The organism is Methylobacterium sp. E-045 (assembly GCF_022829685.1).
Classification (GTDB): Bacteria; Pseudomonadota; Alphaproteobacteria; order Rhizobiales; family Beijerinckiaceae; genus Methylobacterium.
This window is the reverse complement of sequence record NZ_JAKSYE010000053.1, coordinates 1-2597: the sequence shown is the minus strand read 5'-3', so window position 1 is coordinate 2597 and position 2597 is coordinate 1. Positions and strand designations below refer to the sequence as shown.

General features: G+C 70.4%; 6 protein-coding genes and 1 pseudogene. All 7 read right to left on the bottom strand.

Annotation, left to right across the window (positions count from 1 at the left end; translation table 11 throughout):
• A pseudogene (locus MKK51_RS05775) lies at nt 1-268 on the bottom strand (hypothetical protein); the annotation flags it as partial.
• Nucleotides 265-1239 carry a PD-(D/E)XK nuclease family protein gene (locus MKK51_RS05770; protein ID WP_243975599.1) on the bottom strand — a complete coding sequence of 325 codons (975 nt, stop codon included), beginning with the start codon at nt 1237-1239 and terminating at the stop codon, nt 265-267. The gene MKK51_RS05770 and the pseudogene MKK51_RS05775, both read right to left, overlap by 4 nt.
• 8 nt (nt 1240-1247) lie before the next feature.
• A complete protein-coding gene (locus tag MKK51_RS05765; RefSeq protein WP_243975597.1) occupies nt 1248-1571 on the bottom strand; it encodes a hypothetical protein in 324 nt (107 codons plus the stop codon).
• A complete protein-coding gene (locus MKK51_RS05760) occupies nt 1568-1708 on the bottom strand; it encodes a hypothetical protein (RefSeq protein ID WP_243975595.1) in 141 nt (46 codons plus the stop codon). The genes MKK51_RS05765 and MKK51_RS05760 overlap by 4 nt, the downstream gene beginning before the upstream one ends.
• On the bottom strand, nt 1705-1932 hold the full coding sequence (locus MKK51_RS05755; protein WP_243975593.1) for a hypothetical protein: 228 nt from the start codon (nt 1930-1932) through the stop codon (nt 1705-1707). Before MKK51_RS05755 ends, MKK51_RS05760 begins: the two co-directional genes overlap by 4 nt.
• Before the next feature lie 48 nt (nt 1933-1980).
• Nucleotides 1981-2277, bottom strand: a complete 297-nt coding sequence (locus MKK51_RS05750; RefSeq protein WP_243975591.1) for a hypothetical protein — start codon at nt 2275-2277, stop codon at nt 1981-1983.
• Nucleotides 2277-2597 (bottom strand): hypothetical protein (locus MKK51_RS05745; RefSeq protein WP_243975588.1); only part of this gene is annotated, 321 nt, incomplete at its 5' end. The genes MKK51_RS05750 and MKK51_RS05745, both read right to left, overlap by 1 nt.

Here is a 2597-nt window from a genome sequence, read left to right as displayed (position 1 = left end):
CGGCGCCGGTGGCCTCGGCCGCGTGGATGCCCTCGATCCAGCGCGATGGGGCGAAGGGTGGGCGCATGTCGGCATGCTGGAAGCGATGCGCGTCGGCGTAGTGGAGACCGCGGCGCGCCTCGCTGTCGATGAAGGCGATCTTGCCGGACGGGGAGATGCCCTCGGCCATGCGCAGCGCGCTCTTGGTCTTCCCGGAGCCGGACGCGCCGGCAAGACCGATGAGAAGCGAGACCTGCTCGCGGACGGCGGGGGCGAACGTGAACGTCACGCTGCATCTCCATAGTCGAGAGGGCGCTGATGGCTGGTCGCGAGGTCGTAGGAGACATCGGCGAGCTGCGGGTCGCTCTCCTCGCGCTCGGTCCAGCGGTTGGCCGCCCACGTCGGGTATTCGACGCGGACGATCTCGGTCGGGTAGCCGGCCCACTCGTCCCGCTTGAGCGATTTGGTCCAGCGCGAGATGGCGGCGGCGGCCTTGCGGGCACCGATCCCCATGCCGACCGAATCCGCCTCGGCGACGGACAGGCCGTGCGGCTCATCGTTCTCGATGAAGACCCAGCGAAAACGGACGCGGCCGGCGAGGCGCGGGAACAGCGTCTCCATGACGTGGACGTAGAAGGCTGCCTGAACCTCCATCCCCATCTGCTCGACGCGGCGGCCGAGGCCCTGCGGCGCGGCCGAGACGTCGCCCGTCTTCACGTCCCAGATCGTGATGCCGTGCGGGCCGATCTCGACCTTGTCCATCATGATCCGGAGCCACGCTCCGGACTTGTCCTGGACGATGGCGACGACCTCGGCCTCGGCGCTGGGGAATCCCTCGCAACCGGGGATGCAGGCGAGGCGCTCCTCGAACCGCTTGGCCAGGCGCTCGGCCTTCTCGCAGTCGGGGCGCAGGATCGGCGCCTCGCCGTTCGCGTAGGCCGCGGCGCGCTCGGCCTTGGCGTCCTTCGTGCGGTAATCGTCGGCATCGATGACGACGACGTCGGCGCCCTGCCCGAGGATCAGCTTATGGGCGACGCTGCCGATCTCCATCGGGCGGGTCGGGTCGCGCTCGTCCTCCGGCTGCTTGCCGAGGCGCGGGTGCTCAGCCCAAGCGTGTTCGGGGCTGTGGGTGATGAACAGCTTGGCGATCGACGACGACAGGCTCGGCGTGACGCAAGGGTCAGCGTGATATGCCTTCGCATCCATCCGATAGAGCCCCGGCGCTGCGATCAGGCCGTCGGTGTGCTCGATGATCTGCATGGCTGAACTCACTCGGCTGCGTCGGCATGAGGGCCAGACCGCTCGGTCTGGCGACGGAAGGCGGCGCTGCTCTCGGCGACCGCATCGAGGTGCTGGGGATCGAGGGGGGCCTCGATCGCTTGGCTGAGAGGGCGGCAAGGCAACCGGGTCTGATCCGCGATGGCATTCGCCAGCGTGCACCACGCCTCGGCGTCACGGATGCGGGCACGGGGATCGTTGATCGGCTCGCAGACGACGAAGGCGCTCTCATCGTGGCGATCCACAACGATGGCCTGCGTGCCGTGCCGGATGGCGAAGGGTGCCCGGGCGAGGAGGTCGGTCACAGCGCTCATCGGGGGCAATCCATCCAGTCGCGCAGGCGCATGCCGGACCGGCCGGCGTGGACCATGAGGCGCTCGCCCAGGCCGGCGAGGACGAGGAGGGTGAGCGTCGGGACGAGGCCGACCGTGAGGCGGATGGCGCGGTTCATGACCAGGTCGCTCCCAGCCAGACCGACCCGACACCGGCCGCGCCCATGAGCGACAGGCCGAACAGCATCAGCGTGATGCCGGTCACGTCCGGGTGGCCGTCGTGGCGCATCCCGCGCTGCACGGCCCGGCGCATGTCGGCGGAGAGGACCGGCGCGAGGGCGATCGCGACGGTGGTGACGATGGCCGCGAGGCCGAGAGCGGTGAGGAAGGATGCGGCCGACATGGCGGGCCTTGCGAGGTTAGAGGGCAGGAAGGTGCGGGCGAGCGCCGGTCAGGCGGCTTCGCGCAGGGCGGGAGCGGGGGATTTCGCTGCGGCTTCGAGCGCGTCAGCGAGGGCGCGCATCTCGGAGGCGAGATGAGCCACGCGGAGACCGGCGAGGCGGCGATCGGCGGCGGGCAGGTTCTCGACGATGTGCCCGGCGGTGCGGCGCGCCGCGTAGAACGCCTCGGCGAGCATGGATTCCGCCTGGTCGACGAGCGCGGTGGCGACGTCGCGCTTGCGCTGTTCTTCGGTCCAGATGACGCCGGACACGCCGGTATCGGCGAGGGTGCGGGGAGCGGCCGACATCACGCGGCCTCGCGGGGCTTGGCGACCGAACCGGTAACGACGTGCTCGGTCCAGGCGCGGCCGAAGTAATCGACGCGGCGCATCTCGACGGTGGACGTCGGCGCGTTCGCGACGGCCCAGAACGCGCGGTCCTGGGCGATCTTCTCCCGCACCGGTCCCATCGCGGCGCGGATGAAGCTGGCGCGGTCGGGGTAGCCGGCGATGCGGCGCTTGGCGATCAGCTCGGCGAGGATCCGCTTCTCGGAGCGGGCCTGCTTCAGGACGATCCGGAACTTGATCGAACCGTCCTGGTGGAGGGTCGGCAGCTCGCGGCGGAGGGG